Annotated in this window: 15 protein-coding genes and 2 tRNA genes; 4 read left to right on the top strand and 13 right to left on the bottom strand. The window is 61.9% G+C overall.

The annotated features are described in order from the left end of the window. The first annotated feature begins 13 nt into the window (after positions 1-13). The 4 genes from acs (at position 14) to ACM62G_RS16190 (ending at position 6,417) form a co-directional block, all read left to right on the top strand. Positions 14-1,951 carry an acetate--CoA ligase gene (acs, locus tag ACM62G_RS16205; protein ID WP_419735161.1) on the top strand — a complete coding sequence of 646 codons (1,938 nt, stop codon included), beginning with the start codon at positions 14-16 and terminating at the stop codon, positions 1,949-1,951. Between the two features lie 110 nt (positions 1,952-2,061). Further along, positions 2,062-3,078 carry a class I SAM-dependent rRNA methyltransferase gene (locus ACM62G_RS16200; protein ID WP_419735160.1) on the top strand — a complete coding sequence of 339 codons (1,017 nt, stop codon included), beginning with the start codon at positions 2,062-2,064 and terminating at the stop codon, positions 3,076-3,078. A gap of 109 nt (positions 3,079-3,187) precedes the next feature. Beyond that, a complete protein-coding gene (locus ACM62G_RS16195; RefSeq protein WP_419735159.1) occupies positions 3,188-6,112 on the top strand; it encodes a DUF748 domain-containing protein in 2,925 nt (974 codons plus the stop codon). A 2-nt stretch (positions 6,113-6,114) separates the two neighbouring features. Beyond that, positions 6,115-6,417, top strand: coding sequence for a DUF2845 domain-containing protein (locus ACM62G_RS16190; protein ID WP_273821460.1), 303 nt, complete (start codon positions 6,115-6,117; stop codon positions 6,415-6,417). Between the two features lie 270 nt (positions 6,418-6,687). On the opposite strand, the gene ACM62G_RS16185 is transcribed toward ACM62G_RS16190, so the two are convergent. The 13 genes from ACM62G_RS16185 to glmM all read right to left on the bottom strand — a co-directional run bounded on the left by ACM62G_RS16185 (position 6,688) and on the right by glmM (position 19,053). Next, positions 6,688-7,044, bottom strand: coding sequence for a BON domain-containing protein (locus ACM62G_RS16185; protein WP_054058247.1), 357 nt, complete (start codon positions 7,042-7,044; stop codon positions 6,688-6,690). Between the two features lie 290 nt (positions 7,045-7,334). Next, complete coding sequence (gene pnp, locus ACM62G_RS16180) at positions 7,335-9,440, bottom strand: polyribonucleotide nucleotidyltransferase (protein WP_273821462.1); 2,106 nt, start codon at positions 9,438-9,440, stop codon at positions 7,335-7,337. Between the two features lie 225 nt (positions 9,441-9,665). Beyond that, positions 9,666-9,935, bottom strand: coding sequence for a 30S ribosomal protein S15 (rpsO, locus tag ACM62G_RS16175; RefSeq protein WP_017904137.1), 270 nt, complete (start codon positions 9,933-9,935; stop codon positions 9,666-9,668). Between the two features lie 114 nt (positions 9,936-10,049). Next, positions 10,050-10,967, bottom strand: a complete 918-nt coding sequence (truB, locus tag ACM62G_RS16170; protein ID WP_054058249.1) for a tRNA pseudouridine(55) synthase TruB — start codon at positions 10,965-10,967, stop codon at positions 10,050-10,052. A gap of 3 nt (positions 10,968-10,970) precedes the next feature. Beyond that, positions 10,971-11,387 (bottom strand): 30S ribosome-binding factor RbfA, encoded by a 417-nt coding sequence (gene rbfA, locus ACM62G_RS16165; RefSeq protein ID WP_054058250.1) that lies wholly within the window; start codon positions 11,385-11,387, stop codon positions 10,971-10,973. Positions 11,388-11,546: 159 nt separating this feature from the next. Next, on the bottom strand, positions 11,547-14,063 hold the full coding sequence (gene infB / locus ACM62G_RS16160) for a translation initiation factor IF-2 (protein WP_273821465.1): 2,517 nt from the start codon (positions 14,061-14,063) through the stop codon (positions 11,547-11,549). Between the two features lie 27 nt (positions 14,064-14,090). Next, positions 14,091-15,572, bottom strand: coding sequence for a transcription termination factor NusA (gene nusA, locus ACM62G_RS16155; protein WP_017904133.1), 1,482 nt, complete (start codon positions 15,570-15,572; stop codon positions 14,091-14,093). 47 nt (positions 15,573-15,619) lie between these two features. Beyond that, on the bottom strand, positions 15,620-16,078 hold the full coding sequence (gene rimP / locus ACM62G_RS16150; protein ID WP_054058270.1) for a ribosome maturation factor RimP: 459 nt from the start codon (positions 16,076-16,078) through the stop codon (positions 15,620-15,622). A gap of 140 nt (positions 16,079-16,218) precedes the next feature. Beyond that, positions 16,219-16,295, bottom strand: a tRNA-Met gene (locus ACM62G_RS16145). A 96-nt stretch (positions 16,296-16,391) separates the two neighbouring features. Beyond that, positions 16,392-16,477 (bottom strand) — tRNA-Leu (locus ACM62G_RS16140). Positions 16,478-16,506: 29 nt separating this feature from the next. Beyond that, positions 16,507-16,890, bottom strand: coding sequence for a preprotein translocase subunit SecG (secG, locus tag ACM62G_RS16135; protein WP_081005950.1), 384 nt, complete (start codon positions 16,888-16,890; stop codon positions 16,507-16,509). A gap of 3 nt (positions 16,891-16,893) precedes the next feature. Further along, a complete protein-coding gene (gene tpiA / locus ACM62G_RS16130) occupies positions 16,894-17,649 on the bottom strand; it encodes a triose-phosphate isomerase (RefSeq protein WP_054058252.1) in 756 nt (251 codons plus the stop codon). Positions 17,650-17,715: 66 nt separating this feature from the next. Beyond that, a complete protein-coding gene (glmM, locus tag ACM62G_RS16125; RefSeq protein WP_273821467.1) occupies positions 17,716-19,053 on the bottom strand; it encodes a phosphoglucosamine mutase in 1,338 nt (445 codons plus the stop codon). Between the last annotated feature and the right edge of the window lie 15 nt (positions 19,054-19,068).

Genomic DNA, 19,068 nt, shown 5'->3' with positions numbered 1-19,068 from the left:
ACAAGGAATCGCCATGTTCGATATCAGCACATACCCCCAGGCCGAAGCCACCCGCCAGGCCGCACAACTGAGCCAGGACGACTACCAGCGGCTCTACCGGCAATCCATCGACTACCCCGACACCTTCTGGGCCGAGCAGGCCAGGCGCTTTCTCGACTGGTCCAGACCCTGGGACACGGTCCGCCAATACGACCTGCACACCGGCCAGGCGCAGTGGTTCGGTGGCGCCCAACTGAACGTCAGCTACAACTGCATCGATCGCCACCTCGCCGTGCACGGCGACAGCACCGCGCTGCTCTGGGAAGGCGACAATCCGGCCGAGTCGGCACAGATCACCTATCGCAAGCTGCATCATCACGTCTGCCGGCTGGCCAACGTGCTGAAACAGCGCGGCGTGAAGAAAGGCGATCGGGTGTGCATCTACATGCCGATGATTCCCGAGGCGGTCTATGCGATGCTCGCCTGCACGCGGATCGGCGCAATCCATTCGGTGGTGTTCGGCGGCTTCTCGCCCGACGCCCTGCGTGACCGCATCCTCGATGCCGGCTGCCAGACCGTGATCACCGCCGACGAAGGCGTGCGCGGCGGCAAGTACATCCCGCTCAAGGAGAACGTCGACAAGGCGTTGCGCAGTTGTCCCGAAGTCGGCAGCGTGCTGGTGGTGCAGCGCACCCAGAGCCCCGTGCCCTGGCTCGAAGGCCGCGACCTCTGGTACCACGACGCCGTGCACGGGGCCAGCGACGACTGCCCGCCCGAGCCGATGGACGCCGAAGACCCGCTGTTCATCCTCTACACCTCCGGCAGCACCGGCAAACCCAAGGGCGTGCTGCACACCACCGGCGGCTACCTGCTGCAGGCGGCGATGACTTTCAAGCATGTCTTCGACTACCGCCAGGGCGAGGTTTTCTGGTGCACCGCCGATGTCGGCTGGGTCACCGGCCATAGCTACATCGTCTATGGCCCGCTGGCGAACGGCGCCACCAGCCTGATCTACGAAGGCGTGCCGAACTACCCCGACAGCTCACGCTTCTGGCAGGTGGTCGACAAGCACCAGGTGAACATCTTCTATACCGCCCCGACCGCCATCCGGGCGCTGATGCGCGAGGGCGCCGAGCCGCTGAAACGGACCTCGCGGGCCAGCCTGCGGCTGCTCGGCAGCGTCGGCGAACCGATCAACCCCGAGGCCTGGGAGTGGTACTTCAATGTGGTGGGCGAGCAACGCTGCCCCATCGTCGATACCTGGTGGCAGACCGAGACCGGCGGCATCATGCTCACCCCGCTGATCGGCTCCCGGCAGCTCAAGCCCGGCTGCGCCACCCAGCCGATGTTCGGCGTGCAGCCGGTGCTGCTGGATGAACAGGGTCAGGAGATCAGCGGTGCCGGCAGCGGCGTGCTGGCCATCAAGTCCAGTTGGCCCGGGCAGATCCGCAGCGTCTACGGCGATCCGCAGCGCATGGTCGACACCTACTTCCAGCCCTACCCCGGCTACTACTTCACCGGCGACGGCGCGCGCCGCGACGAGGACGGTCATTACTGGATCACCGGGCGGATCGACGACGTAATCAACGTCTCCGGGCACCGCATCGGCACCGCCGAGGTGGAGAGCGCCCTGGTCCTGCATGAAAGCATCGCCGAGGCCGCCGTGGTCGGTTATCCCCATGACCTCAAGGGTCAGGGCATCTATGCCTTCGTCACTCCCATGAAGGGTGTCGAGGCGGACGACGCCCTGAAGAAGGCCCTGCTGGCCCATGTCAGCCAGGAAATCGGCAGCTTTGCCAAGCCGGACCTGATCCAGTGGGCGCCAGCGTTACCGAAGACCCGCTCGGGCAAGATCATGCGGCGCATTCTGCGCAAGATCGCCGGCAACGAACTGGACAGCCTGGGCGATACCTCGACCCTGGCCGATCCGAGTGTGGTCGAGAACCTGACCGCTCAAAGCCTGAACCGCTGAGCCTCGTAACAAGAACCACTCCCAGCCCCCGTATGACGGGGGCGACGGGAAGGATCGTCCAGCAAAAGGCTGGTAGAATCGCCCGCCAATTCCGACCCAAGGCGCGCTCCATGTCTTCCTTGAACCAGGCGCTGCGCGCCGCCCTCGACCAACGCCAGGACCTGCTGGCCGAACTGCATGCCCAGGGCACCGACTGCTACCGGCTGTTCCATGGCAGCCAGGAAGGCGCCGGCGGCCTGACCATCGACCGTTACGGCCCGCAACTGATGGTGCAGAGTTTCCACCAGACGCTGGACCGCGAGTCGCTGCTGGCGGCGCACGAGGCCGTCAACCGGGCCCTGGGACTGGAGACCCTGCTGGTCTACAACGACCGCTCCCGTGGCCATTCGCGGATCGACCGGGAAGACCCGGTCTACCGCGCCGAGGACAGTGCCCTGGCCGACCTGGTCGGCCACGAGTGGGGCCTCAACTACCGGGTCCGTGGCCGCCACGCCGGGCAAGACCCGCTGCTGTTCCTCGACCTGCGCAATGCCCGGGGCTGGGTCAAGCGGCACAGCCGCGGCAAAAGCGTGCTCAACCTGTTCGCCTACACCTGTGGCGTCGGCCTGAGTGCGGCGGCCGGTGGGGCGCGGGAAATCTGCAACCTCGATTTCGCCGAGGGCAACCTGGCGGTGGGCCGCGAGAACGGCCAGCTCAATCCCGAACTGCCGGCCATGCAGTTCGTGCAATCCGACTATTTCCCGGCCATCCGCCAATTGGCCGGGCTGCCGATTGCCCAGCGCCGGGGTCAGAAGTTGCCCAGCTATCCGCGTCTGGAACAACGCCAGTACGACCTGGTGCTGCTCGACCCACCCGCCTGGGCCAAGAGTGCCTTCGGCACCGTCGATCTGCTGCGCGACTACCAGAGCCTGCTCAAGCCCGCACTGCTGGCCACCGCCGACGATGGCGTGCTGATCTGCTGCAACAATCTGGCGAAGGTCGGCCTGCACGACTGGCGCGAACAGGTGCTGCGTTGTGCGCAAAAGGCCGGCCGCCCGGTCCGCGACTGGCAGGTGCTCAAGCCCGCCGAGGACTTTCCTTCCATGGACGGCCAGCCACCGCTGAAGACACTGGTCCTGCAGCTCTAGAAATGACGCCAGAAAACCGGGGGTTGCGAAGAAAAAAGGGGATTGCTTCGCAACCATAAACGCGTGCCATACTCCAAGGCACCTCCGACTGAGAAAGACGACGCATCACATGTCCAAAGGATTGAAACGCGCCCTGGGCGCCTTGCTGACCGTCCTCGCGCTGTACACCGTGCTGGGCTTTTTCATCCTGCCGGGCGTGGTGCTGCGCATCGCCAACCAGCAACTGGCAAACTACGCCACGGTGCCTGCCAAGCTCCAACGCCTGGAACTCAACCCGTTCAGCCTGGAAGTCACGCTGTGGGGGCTGAACATCGGTGAGCCGGGCAAGGAACAGGTGGCGTTCGAGCGCCTGTACGTCAACCTGCAGATCGACAGCCTCTGGACCCACGCCCTGCACCTGGCGGAGCTCCGGCTCGACAAGCCCCACACCGAAGTGGCCTTCAACAAGGACGGCACGCTGAACCTGGCCCAACTGTTCAAGTTGCCGGCCAGCGAACCGACGCCAACCGACCCGAATGCCAAGCCGTTCCCGGTGCGCATCGACAAGATCGCCCTGGATGACGGTTACCTGCACTTCCAGGACCTGCGCCCCAGCGAGCCCATCGAGTTCGTCTACGACAAGCTCGACCTGCAACTGAAAAACCTCAGCACCCTGCCCGACGACAGCGCCGACATGGTGCTGGTGGCCGCCGGCCCCGAGGGCGGGCGGATCGACTGGAAAGGCAACTTCAGCCTGACGCCGATTACCTCCGAAGGCTCGCTGAAAGTCACCGATGGCAAGATGAAACTCTGGTGGCCCTATGTTCGCGACGCCCTGCCGCTGGTGCTGGAAGATGGCCTGCTGAATCTCAGCACCGACTACAAGCTCAGCCTCGCCAAGGAAACCGAGATGCTGCTGAGCAACGCCTCGGTCAGCGTCGCCCCCTTCGCCATCAAGGCCCCCGACGGCCGCCCGCTGGCACGCCTGGAACGCCTGGACGTGAGCGAAACCAGCGTCGACCTGGCCAAGCAGCAGGTGGTGGTCGGCAAGATCCACAGCAACAAGCTGGAAACCTGGGCCGCCCGCGAAGCCGATGGCCAGCTCGACTGGCAGAAACTGTTCGCCAGCCAGCCGGCCAAGCCCGAGGCGAAGAAACCGCCGCCGGCCACCGCCGATGCGCCACCGCCGGCGCCGGCCGCGCCGAGCAAGCCCTGGCAGGTGCTGCTCAAGGACGTGCAACTGCGCGACTACCGGGTGCACCTGGCCGACCGCGCCAACAAGACCCCGGTCGCGCTCGAGGTCGGCCCGCTGAACCTTGACCTGCAGAACTTCGACAGCCTCAACCAGTCGCCCTTCACCCTCAAGCTCGACAGCGGTCTGGGCAAGCAGGGCAAGGTCCTGGCCAGCGGCGAGGTCAACCTGAGCCCCATCAGGGCAAAATTGAAGGTCAACACCAAAGACATCGACCTGCGGGTGGCACAGGCCTACGTCGAGCCGTTCATCCGCCTGGAGGTGCGCAGCGGGATGCTCGGCAGCGACCTCGACGTCAACCTGAAAAGCGTCGAACCGCTGGCCTTCAGCGTCACCGGCCGGGCCCAGGTCGACCAGATGCATACGCTCGATACCCTCAAGAGCCGCGACTTCGTCAAATGGCAGAAACTGCAGGTCGATGGCCTGAACTACCAGCACGGTGACAGCCTGTCGATCGACAAGGTCAGCCTGTACCAGCCCTACGCACGCTTCATGATCAACGACGACCGCACCACCAACGTCGATGACCTGCTGATTCCTCAGCCCGCTGGCGGCGACAAGAAATCGGCGAGCAAAGCCGCCCCGTCGAACAGCAAGCCGCTGGGTATCCATATCGGCGGCATTGCCATCAATGACGGCTCGGCCAACTTCGCCGACTTCAGCCTGACGCCTAACTTCGCCACCGCCATCCAGCAGCTCAACGGCCAGATCGGCACCATCGACAGCCGCCAGGCGAAACCGGCGGATGTCGACGTCAAGGGCAAGGTCGACCGTTACGCACCGGTGACCATCAAGGGCGCGCTGAACCCCTTCGACCCGATGGCCAGCCTGGATATCGCCACCAGCTTCAAGCGTGTCGAGCTGACCACGCTGACCCCCTACTCCGGCAAATTCGCCGGCTATCGCATCCGCAAGGGGCGGCTCAACCTCGACCTGCACTACCTGATCACCAAGGGTCAGCTCAAGGCCGAGAACAAGCTGGTGGTCGAACAGTTGCAATTGGGTGAGAAGGTCGACAGCCCGGATGCCGTCGACCTGCCGATCAAGCTGGCCATCGCCCTGCTCAAGGACACCGACGGCAAGATCTCCATCGAGCTGCCGGTTTCCGGCGACCTGAACAACCCGCAGTTCAGCGTGATGCCAATCGTCTGGCAGACCCTGCGCAACCTGATCCTGCGCGCGGCGACGGCGCCCTTCAAGTTCATCGGTGGGCTGATTGCCGGTGGCGATGCCCAGGACCTGAGCAACGTGTCGTTCGAGCCGGGCTCCAGCGACCTGAGCAAGGACGCCGAGTCGTCGCTGACCAAACTGGCCGAGGCACTGAAAGAACGCCCCAACCTGCGCCTGGAAATCGAAGGCACCAGCGCCCAGAGCAGCGACGGCATGCTGATCGCCCAACAGCGCCTGGAGCGCGAATACCAGGCGACCTACTACAAGATGCTCCAGCGCCGCGGTGACAAGGTGCCGGCCCAGGCGGCGCAACTGCAGGTGCCCGAAGACGAGAAGGCGCCGATGCTGGAGGGCATCTACCGCAACCTGATCAAGCAGCAGCCACCGGCCGAATGGGCGCAACTGAGCCGCGACGAGCGTACCGCCAAGCTGCGCGACGGCGTGCTCAAGAACTGGAGCGGCAACACCGTGCTGTTGCGCAAGCTCGGCCAGGATCGGGCCAGCAGCATCAAGGACTTCCTGGTGGACAAGGGGCAACTGGCAGACGATCGTGTGTACTTCATCGACGCCGCCATCGGCCAGGCCGAGAGCGATGGGCGCGTCGTCACCCCCATGCACCTGGATAGCGAATGACCATGGGAAAACCCCTCATCTTCAGCCTGGCGCTCATCCTGTCGATGGCCGGCCAGGCCCAGGCCACCACCCTGCGCTGCGAGAAGGGCCTGATCAGCTACGGCGACAGCACCTACGACGTCACCACCAAGTGCGGCACGCCAGTGGCGGTGATCGACAAGGGCTACATCGAAATACGCCATGGCAACCGCCGGGACGGGGTCAAGGTCGAGGAATGGATCTACACGCCCAGTGGCGGCATGAAACAGTCGTTGCGCTTCGAGGGTGGCCAATTGGTGGATATCCGCAGCAGCCGCAGCCCTTGAGCCGGGGCTGAGCTTCAGGGCCCATTCGCGGGCAAGCCCGCTCCTACAGGTTTGTGGTATGCCCGCAATGCTGTGCGACGCCTACCTTGCAGGAGCGGGGCTTGCCCGCGGAGCTTTTGAAAATCCAGATAGAACAGGCCCCGACGCAATACGCCGGGGCCTGTAATGGCTACGTCCCTGTTGCCTGTCGCATGAACCTCAAGGCTCAACGGATGGACCACAGACTCATCCGTTTCGCCCTACTGCCGGTTCTGGCGAAACCCTGGGTACTTACTCGGTTTTCAGGGCTTCAGCGGTAACGCCTTTAACGCCCTTGATGTTCTTGGCGATGTGCACCGCGGTTTCCTTCTGGGCGGCGGTCACCTTGGTTTCCGAGGACAGCGAAACGACGCCCTTCTCGGTTTCAACCTTGATGTCGCTGCCTGGAATACCTTTTTCGGTCAGCAGGTCGGCTTTGACCTTGGTGGTGATCCAGGTGTCGGAGGTCTCTTCCTTGGCCTTGGTGACTTCACCGGCGGCGAGCATCATCGGCTTGGAGGCCTGAGTCTGTTCAGCCGCGAAGGCAGCGTTGGCCAGGGTCAGAGTCAGAGCGGTGGCAGCTGCGGTAGCGATAGCGAACTTTTTCATATGAGTCACTCCTGTTCTTCTGGAAAGTCTGCGCCGTGTCCTGGCAGCAGGGTTAACAGGGATATTGCAGGCGCTGTGCCAACCGCGAATAAAAATAAAATCCTTCAAAATCAAATAGCTAAAATAAACGCTTAAAACAGCGATCGTGCAGATTGCATGACCGGCCCGCGTGAATGCATGCAAGTTGCAGCTTCTTTCTGCCAGCAGCCCGTCACCCGGCCACCTTTTTCCTCGCCCATGAAAAAAGGACCCCGAGGGGTCCTTTTTTCAGCACAAGATGGCGGGGTCGATCAGACGCCCGATGCCTTGGCTGCGGCGACGTCCTTGATGGACAGCTTGATACGGCCGCGGTTGTCCACATCCAGTACCAGCACTTCAACTTCCTGGCCTTCCTTCAGGATGTCGGTGACCTTCTCCACGCGAGCGTCGCTCAGCATCGAGATATGCACCAGACCGTCCTTGCCCGGCAGGATGTTGACGAACGCGCCGAAGTCGACGATACGCTCTACCTTGCCCAGGTAGATCTTGCCGATCTCGGCTTCCGCAGTGATGCTCAGGACGCGCTGGCGAGCAGCCTCGGCCGCTTCCTTGGTTTCACCGAAGATCTTGATCGAGCCATCGTCTTCGATATCGATCGAAGCCTTGGTTTCTTCACAGATCGCACGGATGGTCGCACCACCTTTACCGATCACATCACGGATCTTGTCGGTGTCGATCTTCATCGAGATCATGGTCGGAGCGTTGGCGGACAGTTCGCTACGGGACTGGCCGATCACCTGGTTCATCTGGCCGAGGATGTTCAGGCGCGCTTCCAGGGCCTGGCCCAGGGCGATTTCCATGATTTCTTCGGTGATGCCCTTGATCTTGATGTCCATCTGCAGCGCGGTGACGCCCTTGGCGGTACCGGCTACCTTGAAGTCCATGTCGCCCAGGTGGTCTTCGTCACCCAGGATGTCGGTCAGGACGGCGAACTTGTCACCTTCCTTCACCAGACCCATGGCGATACCGGCCACGGGTGCCTTCATCGGTACACCGGCGTCCATCAGGGCCAGGGAAGCACCGCAGACCGAAGCCATCGAACTGGAACCGTTGGACTCGGTGATTTCCGATACCACGCGGATGGTGTACGGGAAGTCGCTGTCGCTTGGCAGCATGGCCTGTACCGAACGACGGGCCAGACGGCCGTGGCCGATTTCACGACGGCCAGCGCCGCCCATGCGACCACATTCACCGACCGAGAACGGTGGGAAGTTGTAGTGCAGCATGAAGGCGTCTTTCTTTTCGCCTTCCAGGGTGTCCAGCAGTTGCGCGTCACGGGCGGTACCCAGCGTGGCCACGACCAGGGCCTGGGTTTCGCCACGGGTGAACAGGGCCGAACCGTGGGTCTTGGACAGAACGCCGACTTCGATGTTCAGCGGACGTACGGTGCGGTTGTCGCGACCGTCGATACGTGGCTTGCCGTTGACGATGTTTTCGCGAACGGTGCGGTATTCGATCTCGCCGAAAGCGGCCTTGACTTCACCGGCCGAAGGCTGGCCTTCCTCGCCCGACAGCTTGGCCACGACCTGCTCGCGCAGCTCGTCCAGGCGTGCATAACGCTCGGCCTTGACGGTGATGGTGTAGGCCTGGGAGATCGCTTCGCCGAACTCGGCGCGGATAGCGCCCAGCAGGTCGCTGGCTTCGGCTTGCGGAGCCCAGCTCCAGGCCGGCTTGGCGGCTTCGGCAGCCAGCTCCTTGACGGCCTGGATCACGGCCTGGAATTCGTCATGGGCGAACAGAACCGCGCCCAGCATCTGGTCTTCGGTCAGTTCCTTGGCTTCCGACTCAACCATCAGTACCGCTTCGGCGGTACCGGCCACGACCATGTCCAGGCTCGAGGCTTTCAGTTGTTCGTAGGTCGGGTTCAGCAGGTAACCGGTGCTTTCGTGGAAAGCCACGCGAGCGGCGCCGATCGGGCCGTCGAACGGAATACCGGAGATGGCCAGGGCAGCCGAGGTACCGATCATCGCCGCGATGTCCGGATCGGTCTTCTTGCTGGTGGAGACGACGGTGCAGACGACCTGCACTTCGTTCATGAAACCTTCAGGGAACAGCGGGCGGATCGGACGGTCGATCAGGCGCGAGGTCAGGGTCTCTTTCTCGGAAGGACGGCCTTCACGCTTGAAGAAGCCGCCAGGGATCTTGCCGGCAGCGTAGGTCTTTTCCTGGTAGTGCACGGACAGAGGGAAGAAGCCCTTGCCCGGATCGGCTTGCTTGGCGCCAACAACGGTCACCAGCACGCTGACGTCGTCGTCAACGGTGACCAGCACTGCGCCGGAGGCCTGGCGAGCGATGCGACCAGTCTCGAGGGTAACGGTCGACTGACCGAACTGGAATTTTTTGATTACCGGGTTCACGGTGTCCTACCTTCTTTGTGGCTCTTGGGGGAACTGGCTTCTTGCGAAATCCTTGGTCAGCACCGGGCATCGGCCCGGTTCTGGATCATTACGAAAACCGCCTGCGGGGCAGCTTTCGTAATGATCCGGCACTCCAGATAAAACTTGAGGCTGGGAGCCTGCCCCATGCCCGTGGGAAACCCACTGACACAGGACAGACAACCAACCTCTAGCACGATCGCTGGATCAGCGACGCAGGCCCAGACGACCGATCAGGGTGCTGTAGCGAGTCACGTCCTTGCCTTTCAGGTAGTCCAGCAGCTTGCGACGCTGGTTTACCATGCGGATCAGACCACGACGGGAGTGGTGGTCCTTGCCGTTGGCCTTGAAGTGACCTTGCAGCTTGTTGATGTTGGCGGTCAGCAGTGCAACTTGCACTTCTGGCGAACCAGTGTCACCAACGGCTTGCTGGTAGTCGGCAACGATTTGAGCTTTTTCTTCAACGCTGAGTGCCATGTGGCAATCCTTCTATCAGGAAACCATCCAGGGACGGTTTCAACAGGCCGGAGACAAATCCCCGCATTTATAAAAGAGTAGTGACCGTGCCTGTTGACAGCCACCCTCGTCCGGTCATTCTGACCGAATCAGTCGACGCGGCGCGATGCGCCCGTCTTCGCTCACTTCACCGATACCGATGAAGCGGCCGTTATGATCCTGTACCCGAACCATGCCGTACTTCGGCGCGTCCGGGGCACGTACTGGCTGGCCGTTGAGCCAGTAGAACGCACTGTGCTCGGAGAACTTGAGCAAAGGCCAATCCTGCAGGCCGCTGTCCGAGGGCATCAGGAAGCGGTCGACCGCCTCGTTGCCACCTTCGGCATGAACGGCTTCCAGCTCTTCGAGCGTCACCGTCTGGGCCAGGCTGAACGGTCCGGCCTGGGTCCGGCGCAGTTCGGCGACATAAGCACCGCAACCGAGCCGCTCACCGATATCCTCCACCAGGGTACGAATATAGGTGCCCTTGCTGCACTCCACCGCCAGTCGGGCAGTATCGCCTTCGCAGGCGAGCAATTCCAAGCGCGCAATAGTAACAGAACGCGGTTCGCGCTCCACTACTTCCCCTGCACGAGCCAACTTGTACAAAGGCTGTCCATCACGCTTGAGCGCCGAGTACATGGGCGGTATCTGACTGATTTCGCCCCGAAAATCCGGTAGGACCGCTTCGATATCGGCACGACCAACGGTCACCGGGCGGGTCTGCAGAACCTCGCCTTCGGCGTCCGCGGTGCTGGTGGTCTTGCCCAGTTGCATCAGGGTCTCATAACCCTTGTCGGAATCGAGCAGGTATTGCGAGAACTTGGTGGCCTCGCCGAAGCACAGCGGCAGCACGCCGGTCGCCAGCGGATCGAGGCTGCCAGTGTGGCCGGCCTTCTCGGCGTTGAGCAGCCAGCGAACCTTCTGCAGCGCCGCATTGGAGGTGAACCCCAGCGGCTTGTCCAGCAGGATGATACCGCTGACGTTGCGGCGGATACGTTTGACCTGAGCCACCGCTTACTCCCGACCGTCTTCTGGTTGGGCGGCCTGAGGGTCGCTGCCCTCGCCATGCAGGCTGTCTTCGGCCACGGCGCGCTCGATCAGGGCCGACAGATGGGCACCGCGGGCGACGCTCTCATCGTAGTGGAAGTGCAACTGCGGCACGCTGCGCAGCTTCATTTCACGGGCCAGTTGCATACGCAGGAAACCGGCCGCCGAGTTGAGCACCTTGATGCTCTGGGCGATCTCTTCCAGGTTGTCCTGGCCCATCACGGTGATATAGACCTTCGCGTGGCCGACGTCACGGCTGACGTCGACCGCGGTGATGGTGACCAGGCCGACGCGCGGATCCTTGACTTCACGACGGATCAACTGTGCCAGCTCGCGCTGCATCTGATCGCCGATACGTTGGGTACGGCTGTATTCTTTTGCCATGTCTTGTTACCTGTTACTGCCCCGGGGCGAAACCCTCGAGGTCTGAAAGCGGCAAACGCCCGGCCTGGCAGAAGCCGGACCGGGCGTTGCGTTTAGAGTCCGCTCGCGGCCTGCGCAGCACGGCTGCGGCAGGCCATCGCGGCTCTTGAAGCATGCGAGTCAGAGGCTGCGAGCAACCTGGACCTTCTCGAAGACTTCGATCTTGTCGCCGACCTTGACGTCGTTGTAGCTCTTCACGCCGATACCGCATTCCATGCCGGCACGCACTTCGGACGCGTCATCCTTGAAGCGGCGCAGGGACTCCAGCTCGCCTTCGAAGATCACGATGTCTTCACGCAGTACGCGGATCGGACGGTTACGGTGCACGCTACCCTCGATCACCATGCAGCCGGCGATTGCGCCGAACTTGGGCGAACGGAACACGTCGCGGACTTCGGCCACGCCCAGGATGTTCTCCCGTACGTCGCTGCCCAGCATACCGGTCAGGGCTTTCTTCACGTCTTCGATGATGTCGTAGATCACGTTGTAGTAACGCATATCCAGACCTTCCTGCTCGACGATCTTCCGTGCGCCGGCATCGGCACGCACGTTGAAGCCGAACAGCACGGCGTTGGAGGCCAGTGCCAGGTTGGCGTCGGACTCGGTGATACCACCGACACCGCCACCGACGACGCGCACTTGCACCTCATCGTTACCCAAACCGTTGAGCGCGCCTTGCAGCGCCTCCAGCGAACCACGGACGTCGGACTTGAGGACGATGTTAAGCGTCTTCTTCTCTTCCTGGCCCATGCTTTCGAAGATGTTTTCCAGCTTGCCGGCATGAGCGCGAGCCAGTTTGACTTCACGGAACTTGCCTTGGCGGAACAGCGCGACTTCACGGGCTTTCTTCTCGTCAGCCACCACGCTCATCTCGTCGCCCGCATCCGGGGTACCGTCCAGGCCGAGGATCTCGACCGGAATCGCCGGGCCGGCTTCCTTGATCGGCTTGCCGTTCTCGTCGAGCATGGCACGCACGCGGCCATAGTTCGAACCGACCAGGACCATGTCACCCTGACGCAGGGTACCGTCCTGAACCAGAACGGTCGCCACCGGACCACGGCCCTTGTCCAGACGCGACTCGACCACCACGCCACGGCCAGGAGCCGAAGGGGTCGCCTTGAGTTCCAGAACCTCGGCCTGCAGCAGCACCGCTTCGAGCAGTTCGTCGACGCCAGTACCGACTTTCGCCGACACCGGAACGAACGGCGTATCGCCACCCCAGTCTTCCGGGGTCACGCCGTGGGTCGCCAGCTCGCTGCGGATGCGATCGAGGTCGGCACCCGGCTTGTCGATCTTGTTCACCGCCACCACCAGCGGTACGCCGGCGGCCTGGGCGTGCTGGACCGCTTCGATGGTCTGTGGCATCACGCCGTCGTCGGCCGCGACCACCAGGATCACGATGTCGGTCGCCTTGGCACCACGGGCACGCATCGCGGTAAACGCGGCGTGGCCCGGGGTGTCGAGGAAGGTGACCATGCCGCGGTCGGTTTCCACGTGGTACGCACCGATGTGCTGGGTAATACCACCGGCTTCGCCAGCGGCCACCTTGGCACGACGGATGTAGTCGAGCAGCGAGGTCTTGCCGTGGTCAACGTGACCCATGACGGTCACGACTGGCGCGCGGGAGAATTCCTCACCTTCGAACTTCAGCGACTCGGCCAGGGAATCTTCCAGGGCGGTGTCGCTGACCAGGGTCACCTTGTGGCCCAGTTCCTCGGCAACCAGTTGGGCAGTTTCCTGGTCCAGAACCTGGTTGATCGTCGCCGGAGTACCCAGCTTGAACATGAACTTGATGATTTCGGCAGCCTTGACCGACATCTGCTGGGCCAGGTCGGCCACAGTGATGGTCTCGCCGATCTTCACGTCACGGACCACAGGACCGGTAGGGTTCTGGAAACCGTGAACGTTGCGTTTCTTCGGCTTGGCCTTGCCACCGCCGCGACCGCCACGACGGAAGCCATCGCTTTCCTCGTCGGTGGTACGTGGGGCAACACGAACGGCCGGAGCCTTTTCCTTGACCGAAGCGCGGTGCGGAGCGTTCTTGCGCTCGCCGTCGCCACGACGATTCTCGTCGCCACGGGACTTGTCGGAGCGACGCGGCTCTTCGCGCTTGCGCTCGGCAGCCGGCGCAGGCGCGGCAACCGGCGCTTCACGCACAGGCTCGTCGATCTCGACCGGAGCGGCAACCGCTTCGACCACAGGCTCGACCACAGGGGCAGGCGCAGGCTGGCGACGCGCTTCTTCTTCGGCGCGACGCTTGGCTTCTTCTTCCGCCTTCTGACGGGCCGCATTTTCTACGGCGCGACGTTCTTCCTGCTCGCGCTTGCGCTCGGCTTCGATTTCTTCCGGGCTGCGCTGTACGAAGACTTTCTTCTTGCGTACTTCAACACTGATGCTCTTGCTGCCGGCAACACGCAGGGTACTGGTGGTTTTGCGCTGCAAGGTGATCTTGCGCGGTTCTTCCACTTTCGCCTTGTGGCTGCTCTTCAGGTGAGTCAGCAGCGACTGCTTCTCGCTGTCGCTCACATGTTCCTCGGCGGCGGTGTGCGGCAGACCTGCCTCACGCATCTGCTGCAACAGGCGCTCTACCGGTGTTTTGACCTCATCGGCCAGTTGTTTCACCGTGACTTGCGTCATGCACTTCTCTCCTCAGGCCGCGCCTAATTACTCGAACCAGTGGGCTCGGGCGGCCATGATCAACTTGCCGGCACGATCATCGTCGATGCCGTCGATGTCGAGCAGGTCGTCAATCGACTGCTCGGCCAGGTCTTCGCGGGTAATGACGCCGCGCACCGCCAGTTCCATCGCCAAATCCTTGTCCATACCCTCAAGCGAGAGCAGGTCTTCGGCCGGATGGGCGTCTGCCAGCTTTTCCTCTGTAGCGATGGCTTTGGTCAACAGGCGATCCTTGGCACGAGCGCGAAGCTCGTTGACGATTTCCTCGTCAAAGCCGTCGATGTTGAGCATCTCTTCCAACGGTACGTAGGCAATTTCTTCCAGGCTGGTGAAACCTTCATCGACCAGCACCTGTGCCAGCTCTTCGTCGACTTCCAGCTCGTCGATGAAGTTGCGCAGGATGTCACCGGTTTCTGCCTGTTGTTTAGCCTGGATGTCCGACTCGGTCATCACGTTCAGGGTCCAGCCGGTCAGCTGGCTGGCCAGACGCACGTTCTGACCGCCGCGGCCAATGGCCTGGGCCAGGTTGTCGGCACCCACGGCGATGTCCATCGCATGGGCGTCTTCGTCAACGATGATCGCCGCGACTTCAGCCGGCGACATGGCGTTGATGACGAACTGCGCCGGGTTGTCGTCCCACAGCACGATATCCACACGCTCGCCACCCAGCTCGCCGGAGACGGCCTGGACGCGCGAACCACGCATGCCGATGCACGCGCCCTGCGGGTCGATACGCTTGTCCTTGGAGCGGACAGCGATCTTGGCACGCGAGCCCGGGTCACGGGACGCCGCCATCACCTCGATCAGCCCTTCGGCGATCTCGGGCACTTCGATACGGAACAGCTCGATCAGCATTTCCGGCGCGGTACGCGACAGGATCAGCTGAGGACCGCGGTTCTCGGTGCGGATTTCCTTGAGCAGTGCACGAACCCGTACACCGACGCGGAAAGTCTCGCGGGAAATGATGTCTTCACGCGCCAGCAGCGCCTCGGCGTTGTTGCCCAGGTCAACGATGACGTTGTCGCGGGTGACCTTCTTCACGGTACCGGAGATGATTTCGCCCAGGCGCTCGCGGTAGGCATCGACCACCTGCGCACGCTCGGCTTCGCGAACCTTCTGCACAATGACTTGCTTGGCGGTCTGGGCAGCGATGCGACCGAACTCGATGGACTCGATCTTCTCCTCGACGACATCGCCAACCTTGGCACCCGGATGGGTCAGAGCCACCTTGCTTGGCCAGGTCTCGATCGCCGGATCGTCAAGATCGGCTTCCTCGACCACAGTCCAACGACGGAAAGTCTCATAGGAACCGGTGTGGCGGTTGATTTCCACACGCAGGTCAACTTCGTCTTCAAAGCGTTTCTTGGTAGCAGTCGCCAGAGCAATCTCCAGCGCCTCAAAAATCACGCCTGCCGGTACACCCTTTTCATTGGATACCGACTCAACAACCAGCAATACTTCTTTGCTCATCGTACGCCTCGCCTTTCGCAAGCCATTGGATCCGCGGGATCCGCGTCTCAGTCAAAACTGGGAATAATGTTGGCCTTGTCGATCAAATCGATCGGCAACAGGAACTCGTGGTCATCTACCTGCACCACGACGTCCTGCTCTTCCACTCCACGCAGAAGGCCCTGAAAGTTGCGTCGTCCCTCGAAAGGCGAGCGCAGCCTTATTTTCACTTGTTCGCCGGCATGCGAGGCAAACTGTTCAAGGGTGAACAGCGGGCGTTCCATGCCAGGAGAGGAAACTTCAAGGGTGTATTCAGTGGAAATCGGATCTTCGACATCCAGCACGCCACTGATCTGGCGACTGACGATGGCGCAGTCATCCACCAGAACACCACCCTCTTTATCGATATAAACGCGCAACACGGAATGGCGGCCTTGAGCGGAAAACTCGATACCCCAGCATTCATAGCCCAGGGCCACGACCACCGGGGCCAGCAAGGCCTGCAACTGTTCTAGCTTGCTCGACACCTGAACCCCTCGTGCATGATGTGCATGCGATTTAAGAAAACAAAAAATGGGCGAATCGCCCATCCCTGAAATGCCGTCGAAATGCGGCATCGATTGTGTCCAGCTAACAAAAAGCCCCTGAAAAGGGGCTCCGCTAAAACTGGTTGCGGGGGCCGGATTTGAACCGACGACCTTCGGGTTATGAGCCCGACGAGCTACCAGGCTGCTCCACCCCGCGACAAAGCTGGGGCAAAAGTATACGACTGATCCCTTTTTGGGTCAATGTAACCTTCCACCTACAAGAAAGCCCGCAACAGCGGGCTCTCCTGATAATTGGTACCGAGAAGGGGACTCGAACCCCTACACCCTATGGGCACAACCACCTCAAGGTTGCGTGTCTACCAATTCCACCACCTCGGCAATACAACGTTTACAGCATGAAACCCGTTTTACTTCTGCTCTGGAGCTTGAGGTACATCGCCTGCCGGAGTGGCCGACTTCTGCTCCTGGAGCACCGGTACATCATCAGATGCCGGCTTTTGCTTTGGTGCTTCCAACACTGCCGGGCTTGGCAGACCTGCTTGAGTCAGCTGGTGAGCTTTCTCTTTAGCAAAGTATCCTAACCCTAAGCTGGTTATGAAGAAACCTGCGGCAAGTATAGCAGTAAACTTACTAAGAAAGGTAGAGGAACCTTGGCTTCCGAACACAGTATTTGAAGCACCTGCGCCGAAAGATGCACCAGCTTCCGCACCTTTACCCTGTTGCAGCAGTACGAGAGCAACAACTCCCAGTGCAGCCAACAGATGAAGAACGACTACGATCGTTTCCAGCATTTCTCAGTTTCCCGCAGCGCGACAAATCGCACCGAATTCATCTGCATTCAGGGAAGCCCCACCAATGAGCCCCCCATCGATATCCGGCATGCCGAACAGTTCGACCGCATTGGCCGCCTTCACGCTGCCGCCGTACAGAAGCCGCACACCTTGAGCGACTTCGGAATTCTCTGCCGCCAACTGCGCGCGAATGGCTGCATGCACATCCTGCGCCTGTTGCGGCGAAGCTGTCAGCCCGGTACCAATGGCCCAGACCGGCTCGTAAGCGATGACAGCCTTGGCAAAAGCACCGACACCCAACTCTTCGATGATGCTGCCCAACTGACGCGAAACCACTTCCAGCGTCTTGCCGGCTTCACGCTGCGCCTGGGTTTCCCCTACACACAACACCGGAATCAGCCCGCAAGCCTGCGCTGCCGCAAACTTGCGATTGAGCATCCGATCGGTCTCGCCCATTATCTGGCGACGTTCAGAGTGCCCAACCAGCACCAGGGAACAACCTGCATCGACCAACTGGCTCGGTGCGATCTCACCTGTCAAGGCGCCTTGCATGGATTCCACTGCAGAGTTCTGCGCGCCGACCGAAATCGACTTGCCCTTCAAACCATCGACCACTTGGGTGATATGCAAGCAAGGCGGGAATACCGCAACATCAACACCGCTCGGCAGGGCCAGATTCCGCAGCCCCTTGATCAGCTCAGCGACGCTGGCGCGGGTACCGTGCATTTTCCAGTTACCAGCTACCAGGGGGCGACGCATGCTCTACCTCGCGGGTTAAAGTGGGCGCAGATATTACCCAACCAGATCATCACTGGCAAGCCAAATTCAGGCACAAACTTCAGCAACCAGTTTTGCCAGCCCTTCGGCATGCCCACGAACGGACGCTTCGTCCTCGCCTTCGACCATCACACGCACCAGCGGCTCGGTCCCCGACTTGCGCAACAGTACCCGACCACGACCGTTCATGGCCTCGGTGACGCGCTCGCATTCGGCCACCACCTGCGGGTGCTTGACCGGGTCGACACCACCGCCAAAACGCACGTTGACCAGCACCTGTGGGCATTTGCGCACAACCTGGCGCGCCTCGGCCAGGGTCTCGCCACGACGACGCAACGCCAGCAGCACCTGCAGCGCCGCAATGATCGCGTCACCCGTGGTGTTGTGATTCAGGCACAGGATATGCCCCGAGTTCTCGCCACCGACCAGCCAGTCGCGCTCGAGCAGTTCGGCGATCACATAACGGTCGCCGACATTGGCGCGCACGAACGGAATATCCAGCTCCTTCAGCGCCAGTTCCATTCCGAGGTTGCTCATCAGCGTGCCGACCACGCCACCGTTGAGCTTGCCGCGCTCGGCCAGGTCACGGGCAATGATGAACACCAGTTCATCGCCATCGACCACCGTACCGGTGTGATCGACCATCAGCACCCGGTCGCCATCACCGTCGAAGGCGATGCCGAGGTCAGCCTGCTCGGCCAGCACCGCGGCCTGCAACGGCTTGATGTGGGTCGAGCCGCAGTTGTCGTTGATGTTCAGCCCGTTGGGCTGCACCGACAGCGCGGTGACCTGCGCGCCCAGCTCGCGGAAAACGCTGGGCGCCACCTTGTAGGTCGCACCGTGGGCGCAATCGAGCACAATCTTCAGGTTGGACAGCTTGGTGCCGGTCGGCACGCTGCCCTTGCAGAATTCGATGTAGCGACCGGCCGCGTCGTTGATCCGCGAAACCTTGCCGAGCCTTTCCGATTCGACCACGGTCATCGGCGCATCGAGCAGTTCCTCGATCATCAGCTCGACTTCATCCGGCAGCTTGGTGCCTTCGCCGGAGAAGAACTTGATGCCGTTGTCGTCATGGGGGTTGTGCGAAGCACTGATGACGATCCCCGCCTCGGCGTGGAACGTACGGGTCAGGTAGGCGATGGCCGGGGTCGGCATCGGCCCCAGCAGCATCACGTCGGCGCCCGCTGCGGAGAGACCGGCCTCCAGGGCGGATTCGAACATGTAGCCGGAGATCCGGGTGTCCTTGCCAACCAGGACGCGACAGGTGCCCTGCTTGCGGAACGCCATACCGGCGGCCCAGCCCAGCTTGAGCATGAAATCAGGGGTGATCGGATACTGTCCGACGCGGCCCCGAATACCGTCGGTGCCGAAATATTTCTTCTTCATACGTGCTCCATCGTT

Source organism: Pseudomonas sp. COR18 (assembly GCF_048568395.1).
In the GTDB taxonomy this organism is placed as follows: Bacteria; Pseudomonadota; Gammaproteobacteria; order Pseudomonadales; family Pseudomonadaceae; genus Aquipseudomonas; species Aquipseudomonas fuscovaginae_B.
This window is presented reverse-complemented; position numbering and strand designations above follow the sequence as displayed.

Excerpts from the sequence above, each read along its gene's own strand:
- acs (WP_419735161.1), top strand. The coding sequence starts at position 14 with ATGTTCGATATCAGCACATACCCCCAGGCCGAAGCCACCCGCCAGGCC.
- ACM62G_RS16200 (WP_419735160.1), top strand. The coding sequence starts at position 2,062 with ATGTCTTCCTTGAACCAGGCGCTGCGCGCCGCCCTCGACCAACGCCAG.
- ACM62G_RS16195 (WP_419735159.1), top strand. The coding sequence starts at position 3,188 with ATGTCCAAAGGATTGAAACGCGCCCTGGGCGCCTTGCTGACCGTCCTC.
- ACM62G_RS16190 (WP_273821460.1), top strand. The coding sequence starts at position 6,115 with ATGGGAAAACCCCTCATCTTCAGCCTGGCGCTCATCCTGTCGATGGCC.
- ACM62G_RS16185 (WP_054058247.1), bottom strand. The coding sequence starts at position 7,044 with ATGAAAAAGTTCGCTATCGCTACCGCAGCTGCCACCGCTCTGACTCTG.
- rpsO (WP_017904137.1), bottom strand. The coding sequence starts at position 9,935 with ATGGCACTCAGCGTTGAAGAAAAAGCTCAAATCGTTGCCGACTACCAG.
- rbfA (WP_054058250.1), bottom strand. The coding sequence starts at position 11,387 with ATGGCAAAAGAATACAGCCGTACCCAACGTATCGGCGATCAGATGCAG.
- infB (WP_273821465.1), bottom strand. The coding sequence starts at position 14,063 with ATGACGCAAGTCACGGTGAAACAACTGGCCGATGAGGTCAAAACACCG.
- nusA (WP_017904133.1), bottom strand. The coding sequence starts at position 15,572 with ATGAGCAAAGAAGTATTGCTGGTTGTTGAGTCGGTATCCAATGAAAAG.
- secG (WP_081005950.1), bottom strand. The coding sequence starts at position 16,890 with ATGCTGGAAACGATCGTAGTCGTTCTTCATCTGTTGGCTGCACTGGGA.
- tpiA (WP_054058252.1), bottom strand. The coding sequence starts at position 17,649 with ATGCGTCGCCCCCTGGTAGCTGGTAACTGGAAAATGCACGGTACCCGC.
- glmM (WP_273821467.1), bottom strand. The coding sequence starts at position 19,053 with ATGAAGAAGAAATATTTCGGCACCGACGGTATTCGGGGCCGCGTCGGA.